General features: G+C 55.9%; 15 protein-coding genes and 4 tRNA genes. 15 read left to right on the plus strand and 4 right to left on the minus strand.

Going from position 1 to position 17,025, the window contains the following annotated elements:
- Window positions 1–17 precede the first annotated feature (17 nt).
- From ACLGL1_RS05645 to ACLGL1_RS05695, 11 genes are all read left to right on the plus strand, one after another.
- A complete protein-coding gene (locus ACLGL1_RS05645; protein ID WP_411007773.1) occupies window positions 18–641 on the plus strand; it encodes an RsbRD N-terminal domain-containing protein in 624 nt (207 codons plus the stop codon).
- Between the two features lie 4 nt (window positions 642–645).
- Entirely contained in the window at window positions 646–2,271 is a 1,626-nt protein-coding gene (dsrK, locus tag ACLGL1_RS05650; protein ID WP_411007774.1) for a sulfate reduction electron transfer complex DsrMKJOP subunit DsrK, read from the plus strand.
- Window positions 2,264–2,707: a sulfate reduction electron transfer complex DsrMKJOP subunit DsrJ gene (dsrJ, locus tag ACLGL1_RS05655; RefSeq protein WP_411007775.1), complete on the plus strand. Its 444-nt coding sequence runs from the start codon at window positions 2,264–2,266 to the stop codon at window positions 2,705–2,707. Before dsrK ends, dsrJ begins: the two co-directional genes overlap by 8 nt.
- A complete protein-coding gene (dsrO, locus tag ACLGL1_RS05660; protein ID WP_411007776.1) occupies window positions 2,707–3,501 on the plus strand; it encodes a sulfate reduction electron transfer complex DsrMKJOP subunit DsrO in 795 nt (264 codons plus the stop codon). The genes dsrJ and dsrO overlap by 1 nt, the downstream gene beginning before the upstream one ends.
- Complete coding sequence (gene dsrP / locus ACLGL1_RS05665; protein ID WP_411007777.1) at window positions 3,498–4,808, plus strand: sulfate reduction electron transfer complex DsrMKJOP subunit DsrP; 1,311 nt, start codon at window positions 3,498–3,500, stop codon at window positions 4,806–4,808. The genes dsrO and dsrP overlap by 4 nt, the downstream gene beginning before the upstream one ends.
- Window positions 4,808–5,872, plus strand: a complete 1,065-nt coding sequence (gene dsrM / locus ACLGL1_RS05670; protein ID WP_411007778.1) for a sulfate reduction electron transfer complex DsrMKJOP subunit DsrM — start codon at window positions 4,808–4,810, stop codon at window positions 5,870–5,872. Before dsrP ends, dsrM begins: the two co-directional genes overlap by 1 nt.
- 148 nt (window positions 5,873–6,020) lie before the next feature.
- Window positions 6,021–6,094 (plus strand) — tRNA-Glu (locus tag ACLGL1_RS05675).
- 8 nt (window positions 6,095–6,102) lie between these two features.
- A tRNA-Val gene (locus ACLGL1_RS05680) sits at window positions 6,103–6,175 on the plus strand.
- A 3-nt stretch (window positions 6,176–6,178) separates the two neighbouring features.
- Window positions 6,179–6,252, plus strand: a tRNA-Asp gene (locus ACLGL1_RS05685).
- 3 nt (window positions 6,253–6,255) lie between these two features.
- A tRNA-Phe gene (locus ACLGL1_RS05690) sits at window positions 6,256–6,328 on the plus strand.
- A 300-nt stretch (window positions 6,329–6,628) separates the two neighbouring features.
- Window positions 6,629–7,960, plus strand: coding sequence for an acetyl-CoA hydrolase/transferase family protein (locus ACLGL1_RS05695; protein WP_411007779.1), 1,332 nt, complete (start codon window positions 6,629–6,631; stop codon window positions 7,958–7,960).
- Window positions 7,961–8,011: 51 nt separating this feature from the next.
- Here the strand turns inward: ACLGL1_RS05695 and ACLGL1_RS05700 are convergent, their stop codons facing one another.
- From ACLGL1_RS05700 to ACLGL1_RS05710, 3 genes are all read right to left on the minus strand, one after another.
- Window positions 8,012–8,719 carry a TVP38/TMEM64 family protein gene (locus ACLGL1_RS05700; RefSeq protein ID WP_411007780.1) on the minus strand — a complete coding sequence of 236 codons (708 nt, stop codon included), beginning with the start codon at window positions 8,717–8,719 and terminating at the stop codon, window positions 8,012–8,014.
- Between the two features lie 146 nt (window positions 8,720–8,865).
- Window positions 8,866–10,074 (minus strand): threonine ammonia-lyase, encoded by a 1,209-nt coding sequence (ilvA, locus tag ACLGL1_RS05705; RefSeq protein WP_411007781.1) that lies wholly within the window; start codon window positions 10,072–10,074, stop codon window positions 8,866–8,868.
- Window positions 10,075–10,208: 134 nt separating this feature from the next.
- Window positions 10,209–11,489 (minus strand): hypothetical protein, encoded by a 1,281-nt coding sequence (locus ACLGL1_RS05710; RefSeq protein WP_411007782.1) that lies wholly within the window; start codon window positions 11,487–11,489, stop codon window positions 10,209–10,211.
- A 242-nt stretch (window positions 11,490–11,731) separates the two neighbouring features.
- On the opposite strand from ACLGL1_RS05710, the gene speD reads away from it, so the two are divergent.
- Genes speD through speB form a run of 4 tightly spaced genes read left to right on the plus strand, consistent with a single transcriptional unit; the run spans window position 11,732 to window position 15,679 of the window.
- Window positions 11,732–12,496 carry an adenosylmethionine decarboxylase gene (speD, locus tag ACLGL1_RS05715; RefSeq protein ID WP_411007783.1) on the plus strand — a complete coding sequence of 255 codons (765 nt, stop codon included), beginning with the start codon at window positions 11,732–11,734 and terminating at the stop codon, window positions 12,494–12,496.
- A 21-nt stretch (window positions 12,497–12,517) separates the two neighbouring features.
- Window positions 12,518–13,963 (plus strand): aminotransferase class I/II-fold pyridoxal phosphate-dependent enzyme, encoded by a 1,446-nt coding sequence (locus tag ACLGL1_RS05720; RefSeq protein ID WP_411007784.1) that lies wholly within the window; start codon window positions 12,518–12,520, stop codon window positions 13,961–13,963.
- Window position 13,964: 1 nt separating this feature from the next.
- Entirely contained in the window at window positions 13,965–14,819 is an 855-nt protein-coding gene (gene speE / locus ACLGL1_RS05725) for a polyamine aminopropyltransferase (protein ID WP_411007785.1), read from the plus strand.
- A complete protein-coding gene (gene speB, locus ACLGL1_RS05730) occupies window positions 14,816–15,679 on the plus strand; it encodes an agmatinase (RefSeq protein WP_411007786.1) in 864 nt (287 codons plus the stop codon). The genes speE and speB overlap by 4 nt, the downstream gene beginning before the upstream one ends.
- Before the next feature lie 50 nt (window positions 15,680–15,729).
- Here the strand turns inward: speB and thiE are convergent, their stop codons facing one another.
- Complete coding sequence (gene thiE, locus ACLGL1_RS05735) at window positions 15,730–17,022, minus strand: thiamine phosphate synthase (protein ID WP_411007787.1); 1,293 nt, start codon at window positions 17,020–17,022, stop codon at window positions 15,730–15,732.
- Between the last annotated feature and the right edge of the window lie 3 nt (window positions 17,023–17,025).

Consider the following 17,025-nt stretch of genomic DNA (forward strand, 5'->3'; position numbering starts at 1 on the left):
ACGGAGGAGGTGGTCGGGTGCTTGAGCTGAAACCTTTTTTGCAGGAGCACCTGAAGACGCTTCGGGATGACTGGTTTGAGCTGACGCTCTCCGCCTATCCGGAAGCCAGCCGTCCTTTTTTCGAAAAGGTGGTGGACGGGTTTAACAACCCGGTTGGCGCCACCCTGTATGAAAGTCTGACGGCTTTATTGGAGGAATTGTTGCAACCGGCACCTGACGAGGACCGGGTCCTTGACCAGGTGGCCAACATCATGGCAGTCAAAGCGGTACAGGAAGTGAGTCCGTCTAAGGCGGTCAGCGTGTTTCCGGCCTTTAAGCAGGTGGTGATGCGGGCCGTTTGCCCCCAGGGGAAATGGCTTGTGGCACCTGAAGCACTTATTGATTTTTTTGATGAGCTGGATACCGTTGCCCTGTATGCTTTCGATGTTTACTATGAGCGGCGCGTTCAAATTTATGAAATGCGCCTGGCTCAAATCAAGGCCAATAATGATATTTTGGTGCGCGCCAACTTATTAGACCAGGCCCTTGATATGGAGGATTTTATGCGTTGTGCAAGTTCAATGGGGGATGAGGGAGGCGCCGCTTGCGGCAGCTGTCCGTCTGCGCGCCATTGCCCATCGGACGAGAGTAAAGGGGTGTAATGATATGGCAAAACTTCCAAAACCGGAGGAGCTGCTCAACATCAGTTATAACCCGCCAGCCACTGGGTGGATGAAAACCAAGACCGAAATCCGAGAAGGTTTTTTCTGCCACGCCGGTAAGCCTGAAAGTTTAGAAATGGTCAGCTTACCGAATGCCCGGGACTGGCGTGTACCTGATGATGACTGGAAGCTGCCGCCGGATTGGCAAACAATTATCTTAGATGGCTTACGGGACCGTCTGGACCGGTTCCGGTCTTTAAAGGTCTTTATGGACTGCTGCGTCCGTTGTGGGGCCTGCTCAGACAAGTGCCACTTCTTCTTGGGCAGTGGCGACCCGAAAAATATGCCGGTCTTGCGGGCGGAGCTCCTGCGGAGTGTCTATCGGAAAGAATTTACCCTGGCCGGTAAGCTCATGGCCAAGATGGTCGGCGCCCGGGAACTGACGGAAGATGTCTTAAAAGAATGGTTCTACTACTTCTTCCAATGCTCCGAATGCCGCCGGTGTTCTGTTTTCTGCCCTTATGGTATTGATACGGCGGAAATCACCATGCTGGGCCGGGAGCTCTTAAACCTGGTCGGGCTCAATATTGACTGGATTGTGACCCCGGTGGCCAACTGCTTTGAAAAGGGGAATCACTTAGGGATCCAGCCCCACGGGATTGTGGACAGCTATGACATGATGCTGGATGATATCGAAGATATCACCGGTGTCCGTTTAGACCTATCCTACAACCGCAAGGGGGCAGAAATTTTATACGTGCCGCCCAGTGGGGATATTTTTGCGACCCCGGGGAACTACACCCTTATGGGTCAGCTCATGCTCTTCCATGAGTTGGGTTTAGACTATACCGTTAGTACATTTAACTCAGAAGGCGGGAACTTCGGGCTCTTCACCTCCAATGAAATGATGAAGCGGCTCAACCAAAAGATTTACGCTGAAGCCCAGCGCTTGGGCGTTAAATTCATCATTGGTGGGGAATGCGGTCACATGTGGCGGGTTATCCACCAGTACATGGATACCATGAACGGGCCGGCCAACTTCTTAGAAGTACCGAAAAATCCCATTACCGGGACCGTTTTTGAAAATGCTGCTTCTACCAAGATGATTCATGTGACGGAATTTACAGCCGACTGTATCCGCCACAACAAGCTTAAATTAGACCCGTCCCGGAACAAGGGGATTGTGGCCACCTACCACGACTCCTGTAACCCGGCCCGGGCCATGGGGCTCTTGGAAGAACCCCGGTATATCCTCGACCATGTCTGCGAATGGTATGAAATGCCGGAAGACACCATCCGGGAAAAAACCTTCTGCTGCGGGTCCGGATCCGGCCTGAACGCTGAAGAAAATATGGAGCTCCGGATGCGGGGCGGTTTCCCCCGGGCCAATGCCGTTAAGTATGTCCATGAAAAACATGGGGTCAACATGCTTTCCTGCGTGTGTGCCATTGACCGGGCAGCCCTGCCCCCGCTCATGAACTACTGGGTGCCCGGCGTTGACGTCTGCGGCGTCCATGAATTGGTCGGTAATGCCCTGGTGATGAAAGGGGAAAAAGAACGGGAAGAAAACCTCCGTTTTGAGCCCCTGCAAAACCAAGACCCGGTTATGGAGGAGGTAGGCCATGAATAAGCGTAATATCATTATCGGCATCGTGGTCTTTGTCCTGGTGGTAACCACCCCCCTCTGGCTCAACATCGGCCGCGGGGCCCAAGCCTCCGCACCGGAAGTCAGCCTGGATACCCCGGCCATCAAGGCCATGGGCGAAGATGCCCACTGCATCTATGATGTTGAATACATGCGGTCCCACCATATGGAAGTCCTGGCCCAATGGAAGAAACAAGCCATCCGCGGCAATAACCGTGAATTTGTGGCCCCGGACGGGACGGCTTACGAGGTATCCCTGCAAAATACCTGCTTAGAATGTCACAGCAATTACGAAGACTTCTGTAAGAAGTGTCATGACTACAATGACGTGACTCCCAACTGCTGGACCTGCCATGTGAACCCGACAGCTGATAACGGTGGCGCTTTAAAAGATGGCGTTACAGCAGGAGGTGACGAATAATGGCTAAGATATCAAGAAGACAATTTTTAAAACTATCTGCTGCCACTGCCGGCATGGGTGTCCTCGCCGGCTGCGGCATGAAAACCAAGGGGATTGGCGGCGGTGAATTCATGACCCCCACTAAGGCCGTTAATGGCAAAAACTGGGGGATGCTCATTGATTCGTCTAAACTGACCAAGGCCGATATTGACCGGATGCAGGCAGCCTGCCACCGGGCCCACAATGTACCGGATATCCCCGAAAAGAAACATGAAATCAAGTGGATTTGGGATGAACCCTTTGAGGCCCTCTTCCATAGCCAGGTCAGCCCGGGCTTAAGTGAAAAGTGGCGGGGCGTCCCCTTTACCACCCTATGCAACCACTGCCGGAAGCCGATTTGCGTCAAAGTATGTCCAACCCAGGCCACCTTTACCAATAAAGAAGGAATTGTCATCCAGGACATGCACCGCTGCATCGGTTGCCGGAACTGTATGGCTGCCTGCCCTTATGGGAGCCGGAGTTTTAACTTTGAGGACCCACGTCCTTACATTAAAGAACTCAACCCGGCCTACCCCAGCCGGAGTAAAGGGGTTGTGGAAAAATGTGACTTCTGTGCAGAACGCCTGGCCAAGGGTGAGCAACCGATCTGTGTGGAAGCATCCAATGGCGCTATTCTATTTGGGGACCTGGATGACCCCAATTCAGAAGTGGCCAAGGCCATCGCCAGTGAAATGGTCATTGCCCGTGAACCGGGTTATGGTACCGAGCCTAAGGTCTACTATCGGGTGGACCTGAAAGGAGGGGAAGAAGCATGATTGAAAAAGCCTTAGTCAAGCGGTCCAGCAAAAAGTACTGGGCCTGGATGTGTTTCTTACTCGCCCTTATTGTCATTGGCTGTGCCGCCTATGCCTACCAGATGATCAATGGCTTCCAGGTGACCGGCCTTTCCCGGGATATCTCCTGGGGCCTCTACATCGGTCACTTGACCTTCTTCGTCGGGGTGGCCGCCGGGGGCGTTATGATCGTCCTGCCCTACTACTTCCACAATGTGAAAGAATATGGCCGGATTACCGTCGTTGGCGAATTTTTAGCCATTGCCGCCCTGGTCATGGCCCTCTTATTCGTTGTTGTTGACGTCGGGGCCCCGCAAAAGATCTTAAACGTTTGGCTTTACTGGACCCCCCAATCCATGCTCTGCTGGGACTCTGTGGTCATTCCCCTCTACCTGGTCCTGAACCTGGTGGTGGGTTATCAAGTCCTCCAGGCGGAAAACAAGGGCGTCCACTATAAGAAATGGGTAAGGGTCCTGGCCATGATTTCTGTGCCGGTGGCCTTCTCCATCCATATTGTTACGGCCTTCCTGTATGCAGGTCTGCCCAGCCGCCATTACTTCCTGACGGCTGTCCTACCGGCCAAGTTCCTGTCCGGGGCCTTTGCCACCGGGCCGGCCCTCATTATTCTCCTGTGCCTCTTACTCAAACGCCTGACCGGCTTTGATGCCGGCGAAAAGGCCATGAGAATGTTGGCCACAACGGCTGTCTATGCCTTTATCGCCATGCTGATTATGGAAGCCGGGGAATTCTTTACGGCCTACTACTCTAATGTACCGGCCCACAAGACGGCCCTGACCTACCTCTTCTTCGGTTATGAAGGGAATAGCCAATGGGTCCCCTTCCTGACAGTCTTCTGGATCACGACGGTCATCGCCTTGGTCCTGCTCTTACCGACCAAGTTCCGCTTTAACTATGCCACCATGGGCGTCGGTTGTGCCTGCTTATTCCTAGCCTTATACATTGAAAAGGGGCTCACCTTTGTTATCGGCGGTTTGTCCGAAAACCCCTTTGGGGAAATCGTGGATTATATCCCCGGTTTTGCGGAAATCCTGGTCATTATCGGGGTTTATGCCATCGGGATCTTTATCATCAGCCTGCTCTTTAAGTTGATTACGGTGGTTAAGTATGACCGCGATGAAGGCGCCTTCCCCAATAAGTATGACCGGTCCCAGCTGGCCTATGAGCTGAATCGTCGGAGTGGCACCTATGTGGACACCCGTCCCCGGTATGTACCGGAGCCGGAAGAACCGGCAGATGCTGAAGGCAATGATGAAAAGGAGGCTGAATAATGGGATTCATTACTGCTTGCGTGATCGTCCTTGTCTTGGCCTTATTTGCAGTGGTTGTCGGTGGCCTCATGGGCCTGACAGGCCTCTTTACGGTGGTCCTGCCCTACCTGGCCTTTACCCTCTTTGTGGTCGGGGTCATCTACCGGATTGCCAACTGGGGCAAGTCACCGGTCCCCTTTAACATTGCCACCACCTGTGGCCAGGCCAAGAGCTTGGACTTTATCAAATGGAACCCGGTGGAATGCCCCCGGTCCCGTCCGGCCCTTTATTTCCGGATGTTCTTGGAAGTGGTCTTTTTCCGGTCCTTATTCCGTAACAGCAAGGCGGAACTTGAAAAAGACGGCAAATTGACCTTCCAATGGGAAAAATGGCTCTGGATTTTCGCCATCCTTTTCCACTGGGGGATGTTCTTTACCCTGATCCGTCACTTCCGCTTCTTTACCGCGAAAGTACCGGCCCTGGTGACCCTGCTGGATAAGATCGATGGGGTTATCTTAATCGACTTACACCATTACTACATCACAGGCTTTATGTTCCTGGCCGGGGCCGGCTTACTCCTGCTCCGTCGCCTGCTCTTGCCTAAGGTCCGGTACATTAGCCTCTTAAACGATTACTTCCCCCTGCTGCTCTTAATCAGCATCGCCTTAACCGGGATGGCCATGCGCTACCTGGTACCGACCCGGACCGATGTGACCAGCGTCCGCGAAGTCATGGTGGGTCTTTTGACCTTCCAGCCGGTTGTACCTGAACAGGGGACCTTGAGCATTTTCTTCCTCATACACCTGACCTTCGTCTGCACCCTCCTGATCTACTTCCCCTGGGGCAAGCTCATGCACGCCGTTGGCGTCTTTATGAGCCCCACCCGGAACCAATGCACCAATAGCCGGGAAGTCCGTCACGTCAACCCCTGGAACCCAGTGGTTGAATTCCACAGCTACATGGACTATGAAGACCAGTTCCGTGACCGGATGGTGAAATTCGGCCTTCCTGTTGAGAAAAGCTTGGAAGAAGCTGAAGCTGAAAAAGAAGCAGAACGGAAGGCCCTGGAAGACTCCTTGGCCTAAAGGAAATATAAAAGCAGCTGCTATGCAGCTGCTTTTTTTGTGGCCCTTATTAACGGAATTTACCGAAAACAAATCTTTTTTTAAAAACCCTTGACAGAATAAGGATCTTCGTGTAATATTAGTATCTGTCGGGGCTACAAAATAACTGGGCCTGTTGGAGAAGTGGCTTAACTCACCAGCCTTTCACGCTGGCATTCAGGGGTTCGAATCCCCTACAGGTCAGACCCTTCGGATGATTAGCTCAGTTGGGAGAGCATCTGCATCACACGCAGGGGGTCGGCGGTTCGAGCCCGTCATCGTCCATTTGGCGCAGTAGTTCAGTTGGTTAGAATGCCAGCCTGTCACGCTGGAGGTCGTGGGTTCGAGTCCCATCTGCGTCGTTTGCCTCGATAGCTCAGTCGGTAGAGCAAGGGACTGAAAATCCCTGTGTCGCTGGTTCGATTCCGGCTCGAGGCACTTTTTTAAGCGGTTTACAGACCATCTGTAAACCGCTTTTTTGTGTTTGAATTTACGGTATCTTCCCCCGGCCACCTGAAAGGGTGGTTTTGTTTTTTATGCCAATCATCAGCAAGGGCGGTGAGGCAGATGAAAATGGCCTTCTATCCAGTAAAAATCTACAGGTGTTTAAAAAATAAGGAAAAAATCCTTAAAATAAGCAAATTCTCAACAAATTGTGAAAAAGGCTATTGGCGCTTATCTCTTTATGGGGTAGAATAGAGGTATATCGCATGTGATCAGCAATAAGGGAGGATCTATATGGATTTCAGCCAAGCCTATCAAGAAAAATTAACCACGCCTGAAGAGGCGGTCCAAATTGTCAAAAGTGGCGACTGGGTCGATTACAGCCAAACCTGTGCTATTCCTGTCCGGCTGGATGAGGCCCTGGCGGCCCGGCATGGGGACCTGTCTGATGTCAAGGTGCGGAGTTCTATTACCATGCAACCCCTCCAGGTGGTGGAGGCCGGCCAGGGGTCCTTTATCTATAATGCCTGGCACTGCTCCGGCTTAGACCGCCGCTATATTGACCAGGGCAAAGCCTTCTTTAACCCCATGCTTTTCCGCAATGTGGGGGCCTACTATCGGAAGGGCTATGCCCCGGTTGATGTCCTGATGTTTACCGTATCCCCCATGGATGCCTATGGCAATTTCAGCACCGGGCTGACCAACTGCTGTGTCCAAGATATCATTGATGCGGCCAAGTATATCATCATCGAGGTCAATCCCAACATGCCCCGGGTCTATGGGACGACCGGGGACCATATCCATATTTCCCAGGTGGATAAGATTGTCGAAAGCGATGCCCAGATTCCGATGGCAGCAGCCCCGCCGGCGACGGATATTGACCGGAAGATTGCCGGCTATATTTTCCCGGAACTTTCTGATGGGATGACCCTGCAGCTGGGGATTGGCGGGATGCCCAATGCCCTGGGGGCCCTGATTGCCGAATCAGACTTGAAAGACATCGGGATGCACACCGAGCTCATGAGTGACGGCTATTTGAACCTCTACCGGGCCGGGAAGATTACCAATATGAAGAAGGAAATCGACCGGGGCAAGGGGGTCTTCTCCATTGCCAATGGGTCCCGGGACCTCTATGACTTTCTCCATGAAAACCAGAGCATTTACTCTGCCCCCATTGGCTATGTCAACCACCCGGACACCATCCGGCAGTTTAAAAACTTTGTCTCCATCAATGGCTGCATTGCCATGGACCTCTACGGCCAGGTTTGTTCGGAAACGGCCGGTACCCGGCAGATTTCCGGCACCGGTGGCCAGCTGGACTTCGTTACCGGGACCTTTGAATCGGAAAACGGCAAGGCCTTCCTGGCTATGAGCTCTACCTTTACCGATAAGGCCGGGGTGGTTCACTCCCGGATTATACCGACCTTCACTGAGGGGGATGTTATGACAACGCCCCGGACCCAAGTCCCGACCATTGTGACGGAGTATGGGATGGCCCACCAGGTAGGCTTACCGACCTGGCAACGGGCAGAAAATATTATTAACATCGCCCACCCCGACTTCCGCGAGGCCTTGATCCAGGCGGCGGAAGCCCAGGGTATTTGGCGGCGGACCAATAAACGGTAGTGCCATCAAGAAGAAAGCCCCGACTGCAGGCAGTTGCAGCCGGGGCTTTATCTATTTTCGGTGGCGACGGAAGGTGTTTCGGTGGCGGTATTCGTAACGGTTGTAGGCCAGGTAGCCCAGGAGGGAGACCAGGGAGGTCCCGATAAAGAGGAGGGCGACCTTGAGGACCTGGCCACTGACGATGGCATCGCCGGCCAGGGCACTGACCAGGGTGGCCGGAATCCGGGCCAGGTTGCTGATGATGAGGAAGTTGACCAGGCTCATATTGGTCAGGCCCAGGAGGTAGGTCAGGGCGTCCTTGGGGGTGCCTGGAATCAGGAAGAAGATAAAGGTCAGGCCATGGAGTTTCCGTGGGTTGGTCAGGAAGTCAAAATTTTCCAGACGGTTGTTCTCGAAAAAGAAGTTGACAAAGCCCTCGCCAAAACGCTTGACCAGGGAAAAGGCCAGGCTGGACCCGATGACCATACCCAGGGTGCAGATGAGGGTCCCGTGGAAGGGGCCGTAGGCAAAGCCGGCGGCAATTTCCATGGGGCCGGCGGGGACCACGGCCACCAGGACCTGGAGGGCCATGCCCAGGACAAAGAGGAGCCGGCCGGCAAAGCCATGGGCCTCGGCCCAGGACCGGACCGCTTCGGCATCCTGCATATGGCGGAAGGTGGGGGCAAGCTGTCTGGTCACTAAGATGCCAAGGGTCACCAGGGCGGCGATAAAGAGGAGCAGGAGCAGGCGGCGTAGGCGTTTTTTGTTGCGGTCATCCATGAGGGTACCTCCGGGGCTGTCGTGATGAGGGGGCAGCCGGCTGGCCGGCCCCTAGTGTGAGGCAATGATAGCGTGAAAAAGCGTCTCTTGTCAATGAAGCTTGGCCAAGAGACGCTTTTTCTGTAAAAGTAAGACCGGGCCGGTCTTTAATCAATGATGTCGTGGACCTGGTAACCGGCTTCTTTCAGGCTTCGTTTGATTTCCTGGACATGGCGGTGGCCATTGGTGGAGACGGTAATATCCACGTGGATATTTGAAAACCGTTCGGTGAGGCTGTAGCGGTCATGGGAGATGGAAATGATATTGGCCCGTAAGCCGGACAGGATGCCGCTGATCCGGTGCACTTCGCCGGGCCGGTCCGGCAGGTCCAGGTAGAACTTAAAGATCCGGTCCCGGGACCGGAGGCCCTTATTGATCATAGAGGCCACCATCAGCATGTCGATATTGCCGCCGGAGAGGATGCAGGCCACCTGCTTATTGGCAAAGGGGAGCTTCCGGGCGGCGGCCACAGAAAGGAGGCCGGAGGGCTCGACGATGAGCTTGTGCTGCTCGACGGTTTCCGTAAAGGCCTCCATGAGTTCGAAGTCATCGACGATCAGCCAATCGTCTACAAAGCGGCGGCAGAGGGCGTAGGTTTCAACGCCGGCCTCTTTAACGGCGGTCCCGTCAGCAATGGTGGAGACATCATCCAGCATGACCCGGGCCCCGGTCCGGATGGCGGCCCGCATGGAGGCGGCATTTTTAGGCTCTACCCCAATGACCCGGCAATCGGGCTTGCGCTGGGCAATGCAGGCGGCAATGCCGGCAATGAGGCCCCCGCCGCCGACCGGGACCAGGATGGCATCCAGGTCCGGCAGGTCCCGGAGGAGTTCCAGGGCAATGGTCCCCTGGCCTTCAATGACCCCTAAGTCGTCAAAGGGGTGGACCATGGTGAAGCCCTCTTCCTTGGCCAGGCGGGCGGCCTCGGCGGCGGCATCGTCATAGCTGGTGCCGACCAGGCGGACTTCAGCCCCCAGGGCCTTGGTCCGGTTGATCTTGATCAGGGGGGTGGTTTCAGGCATGACCACGATGGCCCTGGCCTTGGCGGCCGAGGCGGCACAAGCCACCCCCTGGGCATGGTTGCCGGCTGAGGCAGTGACCAGGCCCTTGGCCCGGGCTTCCTCGCTTAGGGCAAAGATTTTATTGCTGGCGCCCCGGATTTTAAAGGCCCCGGTGCGCTGGAGGTTTTCCGGTTTTAAAAATATATGGTTATTGGCTGCCGTCGAAAAATAAGGCGACTCAATAATCGGTGTCGGCAGGAGCATTTGACGGATGCGGTGGGCAGCAGCTTCAAAATCAAAAGTTGGATTAGACATCATGCACCTCTTTTTCTGGAAATTAACTTGCCTGGCCTCTAGCGGGAAGCCCCGGACCAAAAATTGGTATGGCTATCATACCACAAAAATCCCCCGTGCGCAGGGCATACCGGGGGAAGGGGGCTAAAGGGCCCTTATTTTTTCTTGTTAGCGGCTTTTTTAGCCTGGTTGGCGACTTTCTTAGCCTCTTTTTGGACCTGGTCCTTCTTGGCCTGGTCTTTTTTTAGGACTTCACCGGCTTTTTTTCCGATGGCCTTGGCCTCGGCGCTGTCGGCCTCTTCTTCAGCAGCCGCTGCCAGGGTTTGTTCAGCAATGACTTCCCGGGCCTTTTCGCCAACCTCATGGGCTTCCTCGACGATGGCTTCCGCTTCTTCTTTCTCTGCCGCTAAGAGGTCGGCAGCAGCTTGACCGGCCGCCTGGGCCTTGTCCTCCTTGCTGACCTTGTCCTTGACCTCTTCAGCCTTATCTTTAACGTCCGCGGCCTTGTCAGCAGCCTTCTCTTTGACTTCTTCGGTTTTCTCAGCCGCCTCATCCTTGACCTCTTCAGCCTTGTACTTGACGTCCTCGGCCTTATCAGCTGCTTTTTCCTTGAGTTCCTCGGCCTTTTCAAGACCGGCTTCTTTGACTTCCTGGGCCTTGTCCCTGATGACGTCCTTGGCTTCATCAGCGATGATGGCGGTGGCAATGGCGGCTTCTTCGGCCTTATCCTTGGCTCTTTCTACGCCGGCCTTCAGTTGGTCTTTTTCGCTGGCCGCCTTTTCCGTCAGGTCCCGGGTCTTGTCCTTGGCGACGACTTTGACATCCTGGGATAGGTCCTTGGCGGCGTCTTTGGCTTCACCGGCCTTGCCCTTGGCAGCCTCCTTGGCCTGGTCCACCTTCTCTTCAGCGACCACTTTCAGGTCCCGGGCCTTGTCCTTGGCAAGGGCTTTGACATCCTGGGACAGGTCCTTGGCGGCGCCCTTGGCTTCACCGGCCTTGTCCTTGGCGGCCTCCTTGGCCTGGTCTACTTTTTCTTCGGCGACTACCTTCAGGTCCTGGGCCTTGCCCTTGGCGATGGCCTTGACATCACCGGCAACCCCTTTAGCGGCGCCCTTGGCTTCGGCGACCTTGTCCCTGGCGGCCTCCTTGGCTTCGCCGGCTTTTTCTTCGACCCGGTCCTTGACGGTTCCCAGCTTGTCCTCAGCCTTATCCTTAACTGCTTCGGCCTTAGCGACGGTAGCGGCTTTGACACCCTCTAGCTTGGTGCCCAATTCATTTTCTTCGACTTGAGCCCGAAATTGGTCTGCCAGTTTTTTGGTGGTTTCTTTGACGGTGTAGCCCTGGTCCTGGCAGGCCTTTTCTAAGCGGTGGGCGGTGCGCAGGAGTTCCTGGTAGGCGGCTTCAGTGCGTTGTTGGAGGTCTTTTAAATCTTTCATAGCAATCATCCCTTCACATGGATTTAAATAGCTGAGTGTGGGTTTTCCTAGCCTTCTATGGATATTGTATCATAGCCCTTGTTTATAGGGGCATTTTATTGACGAAATATCTGTAAAATGCTATACTTTTAACAGTTTTAACGGTTGGATAGGGCCTTACCATGGACTTATCTTCGTGCGAGTGCCCGGTTGATGTGTGCGCATCAAACTGGGTTTTTTATTTATCAGAGAGGGGTTGGGAGATGGGAGATAAACTCCGCCTTTATGGATTCAACAACTTAACCAAGTCGCTTTCCTTTAATATTTATGATGTTTGCTACGCCCGGACAGAGCGGGAGCAACGCGATTATGTGGCCTATATAGATGAACAGTATAACTCTACCCGCTTAACGGATATCCTCCTCCATGTCACCGATATGATTGGGGCCCATGTGCTCAATGTGAGCAGCCAGGACTATGACCCCCAGGGGGCCAGCGTGACCATCATGATTGCTGAAGAGGCCATGGTCCCCAACCTGGACGGGGAGACGGTGGTGGCCCACCTGGATAAAAGTCATGTAACAGTACATACTTACCCGGAATACCACCCGGAAAACGCCATTGCCACCTTCCGGGTGGATATTGATGTGGCCACCTGTGGGGAAATCACCCCCCTGTCGACCCTGGACTACCTCATCGGCAGCTTTGACTCGGACATTATCACCATGGATTACCGGGTCCGGGGCTTTACCCGGGATGTAGACGGGCGGAAGGTCTTTAATGATATTGCCATGACCAGCATCCAGGACTTCATTGACCCGAAAATCCTGCAAAACTACGATGCCTATGATGTCAATGTCTATAAGATCAACAGCTTCCATACCAATATGCTGATCAATGATATGCAGCTCCAGGACTACTTATTTAATACCGATGTCTATGAAATTCCGCCTAAGCAGCGGCTGGAAATTAGTGATAACTTGCGCAAGGAAATGCTGGATATTTACCACGGTACCAATATCTACTAGATAGGTGAGGAGGTTCCCTTGATGGACCAGGAAAGAATGCCCATTCTTGAGGCCCTGGAGGAGTTAAAGGTCAACCGGGTCGTCCCCTTTGATGTGCCCGGCCATAAGCGGGGCCGGGGTAACCCGGAATTGACGGCCTTTTTAGGGGAAAAATGTGTCTCTGTGGATGTCAATTCCATGAAGCCCCTGGACTTTCTCTGCCACCCGGTGTCGGTCATCAAGGAGGCAGAGGACCTGGCGGCAGAAGCCTTCCAGGCGGCCCAGGCCTTTTTAATGGTCGGCGGGACCACCAGCTCGGTCCAGGCCATGGTCTTGTCCGCCCTGGCCCCGGGCGATAGCATTATCCTGCCCCGGAATGTCCACAAGAGCGTCATCAATGCCCTGATGTTGGTTGATGCCAAGCCCATTTACATCAACCCCCAAACTCATGCCCGGCTGGGGATTTCCCTAGGGATGCAGGTAGAGGATGTCCGGGCCGCCATTGCCGCCCATCCGGAGGCCAAGGCGGTCCTGGTTAATAACCCCACCTATTACGGTATTTGCTCCAACCTGGCCGCCATTGTGGACCTGGCCCACCAGGCCGGGATGCTGGTCTTGGCTGATGAGGCCCACGGGACCCATTTTTATTTCGGCGAGGACATGCCCCTGGCGGCCATGCCTGCCGGGGCGGATATGGCCGCCATCTCCATGCACAAGAGCGGCGGGTCCCTGACCCAGAGCTCCCTGCTTTTAACCGGGCCGGCGGTCAATGCCGACTATGTCCGGCAGATTATCAATATCACCCAGACCACCAGCGGGTCCTACCTGCTCCTGTCCAGCCTGGATATCAGCCGGCGGAACCTGGCCGTCCGGGGCAAGGAGATGTTCCGCCAGGTCCTGGAGGAAGCCGACTATGCCCGCCGGGAAATCAATGCCATTGGCGACTATTACGCCTATGGACCGGAAATTATCGATGGGGATGCGGTCTTTGACTTTGACCGGACCAAGCTCTCGGTCAACACCCTGGACCTGGGCCTGGCCGGCATAGAGGTCTACGACCTCCTCCGGGATGACTATGATATCCAAACGGAATTTGGTGACCTGGGCAACCTCCTGGCCTACCTGTCCTTTGGCGACCGGCCCAAGGATATAGAGCGGCTGGTGGCGGCCCTGGCTGAAATCCGCCGCCGCTTCCGCCGGCCCGGCCAGGATATGTTTGACCAGGAGTATATCAGTCCGGTGGTGACCATGACCCCGCACCGGGCCTTTTATGCGCCTAAGGAGTCCGTTCCCCTGGCGGAAAGCAGGGGCCGGGTCTGTGCGGAATTTGTCATGAGCTACCCGCCGGGTATTCCCATCCTGGCTCCCGGTGAGGCCATTACGGATGAGATTATCCGCTATATTGACTACAGCAAGGAGAAGGGCTGTTCCCTAACCGGGCCGGAAGATATGGCTGTCAGCCGGTTGAACGTCATTAAGGAGGATTAATATGCAGCTGTGGTTTACCGAACCCCATACCGATACCGTCCAATTGTCAATCAAGGTGGACCGGCAATTGCACAGTGAGGTCACAGACTTTCAGCGGATTGATGTCTTTGAAAGCTTTGACTTTGGCCGCTTCCTGACCCTGGACGGCTATATGATGCTCACTGAACGGGATGAGTTTATCTACCATGAGATGATCACCCATGTGCCCATGGCTGTCCACCCCCAGGTCCGCCGGGTTTTGGTTATTGGGGCCGGTGATGGCGGCGTTTTACGGGAATTAAGCCGGTATCCGGAAATTGACCGGATTGACCTAGTGGAAATAGATGAGCGGGTGGTGGAGGTCTGCAAGGAATACCTGCCCCAGACAGCTGTAGGCTTTGAAGACCCCCGGGTCCACTTCTACTTTGAAGACGGGCTGAAATTTGTCCGGGCTCCGGAAGAGGTCTATGACCTGATTATTGTCGACTCTACAGACCCCTTTGGCCCCGGGGAGGGCCTCTTCACCAAGGAATTTTACGGCAACTGCTTCAAGGCCCTGAAGGCCGACGGCATTATGGTCAACCAGCATGAGAGCCCCTTCTACCCGGAAGATGCCCGGGCCATGCAGCGGGCCCATAAGCGGATTGTGGAAAGCTTTGACCATGCCCGGGTCTACCAGGTCCATATACCGACCTACCCCAGCGGCCACTGGCTCTTCGGCTTTGCCTCAAAAAAATACCACCCGGTCAAGGACCTGGATGCCGACCGCTGGAATGCCCGGAGCCTGGCCTGCCGTTACTACAATACCAACCTACATAAGGGGAGCTTTTACCTGCCCAATTATGTCCAGACCCTCTTAGAGGCGGTGGAAGAATGACCCCCCTGACCCTGGCCCAGACGACCTTTATTGCCTGTGACAGCGCCTGGGAAGCGGCCCGGACGGTCCTCTTCGGCGCCCCCTTTGACGGGACGACCAGTTTCCGGCCGGGGACTCGGTTTGGCCCGTCAGCAGTCCGCCTGGACAGCGACGGCTTGGAAACTTACAGCCCCTACCAGGACAAGGACCTAGAGGACTATGCCATCTTCGATAGCGGCGATCTGGACCTCCCCTTTGGGGATACAGAGGCTGTCCTCAAGGCCATTGAAGACCGAACCCGGACCATCCTGGCGGCCGGCAAGCGGCCCTTTATGATTGGCGGCGAGCACCTGGTCACCCTGGGCAGCATGCGGGCGGTGGCCCAGGTCTACCCGGATGTGGAGGTCCTCCACTTTGATGCCCATGCAGACCTGCGGGAGGACTACCTGGGGGTGGCCCTGTCTCATGCGACGGTCATGCGCCGGGTGGCTGACCTCATCGGGGCCGACCGGCTCCACCAGTTTGGCATCCGGAGCGGGACCCGGGAGGAGTTTGCCTTTGCCCGGGCCCATACCGACTTCCACCCCTTTGCTGTGACCGCTGTAGCTGCCTGTGCCCAGGCCCTCCAGGGCAAGCCGGTCTACCTGAGCGTGGATATGGACGTCCTGGACCCCTCGGTCTTCCCCGGCACCGGGACCCCAGAAGCCGGCGGCATTAGCTGGCGGGACCTCCTGGGAGCCCTCCTCCAGCTGCGGGGGCTCAATATCATCGGGATGGATGTCAATGAACTCTCGCCCCATTATGACCCCTCGGGCGTTTCAACGGCCGTTTACGGGAAGACCATCCGGGAAATGCTCCTTTTAGTGGAATCAAATAAATAACATAAAAAAAATAGCCCTTCCAGCTGGAGGGGCTATTGCTATGTCTGGGCTTACTTGACCAGGTCCTTGAGGGCCGCTAGGCTTTCCACGACCTGGTCGGCCTCGGCCTGGAGCCGGGACCATTCATGGTCATCCTGGCCCTCAGCCGGGATGGCCAGGGTGGTGAAGCCGGCCCGGTGGGCGGTCCGGAGGCCGTCGATGTGGTCTTCAACGACCCAAACCTGGTCAGGGCTGGCCTCGATGTCGGCCAGGGCCTGCTGGTAAAAGGCCGGTTCGGTCCGGTCCAGGTGGCCATCGGCAGTGGAAATGATGGCCGCCAGGGCATCGGCGCAGCCGGTGCGGTCAGCCAGGAGGCCGGCCAGGTCACTGGAAGCGTCTGACAGGGCGATGACCGGGATACCTGCCGCCCGGCACTGGTCCAGAAAGGCCTGGGCCCCCGGCTGGAGCCGGGCCTGGTGGCGGTAGTAGTCCTTTAGGTCATAGTCAAATTCATAGAGGATTTGACCAATCCCATCAGGGACCGAGTAGTTGTGTTTGATATAGGCGGCACTGGCGGCCAGGGTCCGCTGGCGGAGGATGCTTGCCAGGTCCGGCCCGGCCTCCTTGCCAACGCCGGTCAGGTAGGTCTCGGCCAGGGCCGCCCAGGCGGCGTGGGTATCACAGAGGACCCGGTCCAGGGGGATGACCAGGGCCTGGGGTTTTCCGGCCCCGTAGGGGCCAAAGACGGCCTCTGCCTGGGCCCGGAGGGCCTTGGTGGCCGCCAGGGGGTCCTGGGCCCCGTAAAGGGCTGAAATGACTGCGGCTCCGTCACAGCCCAGGCCGGCCAGCTGGTCCAGGTTGTCGCCGCTAATCCCACCGATGGCCACGACCGGGAGGTCGATGGTGTAGCTGATCTCCTTTAAGACCCCGGGCGTCAGGCAGGCGGCCTCCTTACTCTGGCTGGGGAAGACGGCCCCGCAGCCCAGGTAGCTGGCCCCGCCGGCCTGGGCCTCTTGCGCCTCGGCCAGGTTGTGGGCGGAAATGCCGATGACCTTATCCGGGCCCAGCTTGATCCGGGCCAGGCGGAGGGCGGCGTCATCCTGGCCCAAGTGGACCCCGTCGGCGCCGATTTCCCGGGCCAGTTCAACATCATCATTGACAATAAAGGGGACCCGGTAGGCCCGGCAGAGGGCTAAGAGGGCCTCGGCATCCGGCCGGGCCGCCTCCCGGCCCCGGGTCTTATCCCGGAACTGGAGCATGGTAATCCCACCCTCCAAGAGGGCCCTGGTCCGGTCAATGAGGGCCTGGCCGGTGTAGTGGGCGCAATCGGTAATGGCATAGAGTAATAAATCTTGTGCTTTCATAGC

This window comes from Peptococcus simiae (assembly GCF_046569735.1).
GTDB lineage: Bacteria > Bacillota > Peptococcia > Peptococcales > Peptococcaceae > Peptococcus > Peptococcus simiae_A.

What these genes read in the sequence shown, in the direction of transcription:
- ACLGL1_RS05710 (WP_411007782.1), bottom strand. Translation starts at nt 11,489, where the DNA reads ATGAAAGATTTAAAAGACCTCCAACAACGCACTGAAGCCGCCTACCAG.
- dsrP (WP_411007777.1), top strand. Translation starts at nt 3,498, where the DNA reads ATGATTGAAAAAGCCTTAGTCAAGCGGTCCAGCAAAAAGTACTGGGCC.
- speD (WP_411007783.1), top strand. Translation starts at nt 11,732, where the DNA reads ATGGGAGATAAACTCCGCCTTTATGGATTCAACAACTTAACCAAGTCG.
- ACLGL1_RS05720 (WP_411007784.1), top strand. Translation starts at nt 12,518, where the DNA reads ATGGACCAGGAAAGAATGCCCATTCTTGAGGCCCTGGAGGAGTTAAAG.
- dsrK (WP_411007774.1), top strand. Translation starts at nt 646, where the DNA reads ATGGCAAAACTTCCAAAACCGGAGGAGCTGCTCAACATCAGTTATAAC.
- ACLGL1_RS05700 (WP_411007780.1), bottom strand. Translation starts at nt 8,719, where the DNA reads ATGGATGACCGCAACAAAAAACGCCTACGCCGCCTGCTCCTGCTCCTC.
- dsrO (WP_411007776.1), top strand. Translation starts at nt 2,707, where the DNA reads ATGGCTAAGATATCAAGAAGACAATTTTTAAAACTATCTGCTGCCACT.
- speB (WP_411007786.1), top strand. Translation starts at nt 14,816, where the DNA reads ATGACCCCCCTGACCCTGGCCCAGACGACCTTTATTGCCTGTGACAGC.
- dsrJ (WP_411007775.1), top strand. Translation starts at nt 2,264, where the DNA reads ATGAATAAGCGTAATATCATTATCGGCATCGTGGTCTTTGTCCTGGTG.
- ACLGL1_RS05695 (WP_411007779.1), top strand. Translation starts at nt 6,629, where the DNA reads ATGGATTTCAGCCAAGCCTATCAAGAAAAATTAACCACGCCTGAAGAG.
- ilvA (WP_411007781.1), bottom strand. Translation starts at nt 10,074, where the DNA reads ATGTCTAATCCAACTTTTGATTTTGAAGCTGCTGCCCACCGCATCCGT.
- thiE (WP_411007787.1), bottom strand. Translation starts at nt 17,022, where the DNA reads ATGAAAGCACAAGATTTATTACTCTATGCCATTACCGATTGCGCCCAC.
- dsrM (WP_411007778.1), top strand. Translation starts at nt 4,808, where the DNA reads ATGGGATTCATTACTGCTTGCGTGATCGTCCTTGTCTTGGCCTTATTT.
- speE (WP_411007785.1), top strand. Translation starts at nt 13,965, where the DNA reads ATGCAGCTGTGGTTTACCGAACCCCATACCGATACCGTCCAATTGTCA.